The organism is Pseudomonas sp. P5_B2 (assembly GCF_056400445.1).
This window is the reverse complement of sequence record NZ_JBFULH010000893.1, coordinates 1-1383: the sequence shown is the minus strand read 5'-3', so window position 1 is coordinate 1383 and position 1383 is coordinate 1. Positions and strand designations below refer to the sequence as shown.

Genomic DNA, 1383 nt, shown 5'->3' with positions numbered 1-1383 from the left:
CGTTCACACGGCGTGCATTTTCAGCCACCGCTGTCCGGCGCGCTGCACGTGGCGCGGACCAATGCATTTTTTATGGGCGGCGGCAAAGCACTGGTCAATGCGTATTTCCGCAGCGCGGAGCGCCTGGGTGTAAAAGTTCGCTACAACACGCAAGTGACCGACATCGAGTTGGATGAGGGGAAATTCGTCGCCGCCCATGTGGGCGAACATGAGGTCGATGGTCAGCGTTTCGCCGCCGAACGCATTGAAGCCCGGGCCTGCGTGTTGGCGGCCGGCGGCTTCGAATCCAACCGTGAATGGCTGCGCGAAGCCTGGGGTCAGAACGAACGCGGTGAATGGCCATCGGACAATTTCCTGATCCGGGGCACCCGATTCAACACCGGCATTTTGCTACGGCGCATGCTCGACCTTGGCGCAGATGTCATCGGCGATCCGACGCAAGCACACATGGTCGCGATTGATGCCCGTGCGCCACTCTACGACGGCGGCATCTGCACCCGAATCGACTGCGTATCGCTGGGTGTGGTGGTCAATCGTGATGGCGAACGCTTCTACGACGAAGGTGAGGATTTCTGGCCAAAACGTTATGCGATCTGGGGGCGTCTGGTGGCCGGACAACCCGGTCAGCAGGCGTATTCGATCATCGATCAACAAGCCATCGGCCGCTTCATGCCACCGGTCTTTCCCGGAACCACCGCCAATACTCTGCAAGACCTTGCCCGCCAGTTGAAGCTGCCTCAAGAAAAATTCGTCAAGACTGTCGAGGACTACAACTGCGCCTGCCGCGTTGGCACGTTCGATCACACGGCGTTGGACGACTGCCACACCCAAGGACTGATGCCCGCCAAAACCCATTGGGCGCGGCCATTGATAAAACCACCTTTCTACGCCTACCCGCTTAAACCGGGTGTCACGTTCACCTACCTCGGCCTCGCCACCGACGAAACCGCCGCCGTGCATTTCAACGGCAAAGCGAGCCCCAACCTGTTCGTCGCGGGAGAAATGATGGCCGGCAATGTTCTGGGCAAGGGCTACACCGCCGGCATCGGCATGGCCATCGGTACCGCGTTTGGCCGCATCGCTGGTGTGCAGGCGGCCGCTTCGGTGGGCTTTGGCGTTTCATCTGTAAACACGGAGTCTCGACATGCAACTGTTTGATCCCCAAGCGTCGGGCGGGTTGATCCCGGTGTTGAATCTTGACGAAAGTGAAGTCCAGCGGCAGATGACCATCTGCAATGCCTGCCGTTATTGCGAAGGCTTTTGCGCGGTATTTCCGGCGATGACCCGGCGCTTGGAATTCACTCAGGCCGACATCCATTACCTGGCGAACTTGTGCCATAACTGCGGCGCATGCCTGCACGCCTGTCAGTACGCCGCCCCACA

Annotated in this window: 1 protein-coding gene and 1 pseudogene; both read left to right on the top strand. The window is 59.7% G+C overall.

Annotated elements, in window-relative coordinates:
• The coding region (gene tcuA, locus AC1DRJ_RS27780) for an FAD-dependent tricarballylate dehydrogenase TcuA (RefSeq protein WP_477804966.1) at positions 1-1158 on the top strand (1158 nt) is incomplete at its 5' end.
• Positions 1145-1383: pseudogene (gene tcuB / locus AC1DRJ_RS27775) on the top strand (tricarballylate utilization protein TcuB); the annotation flags it as partial. The gene tcuA and the pseudogene tcuB, both read left to right, overlap by 14 nt.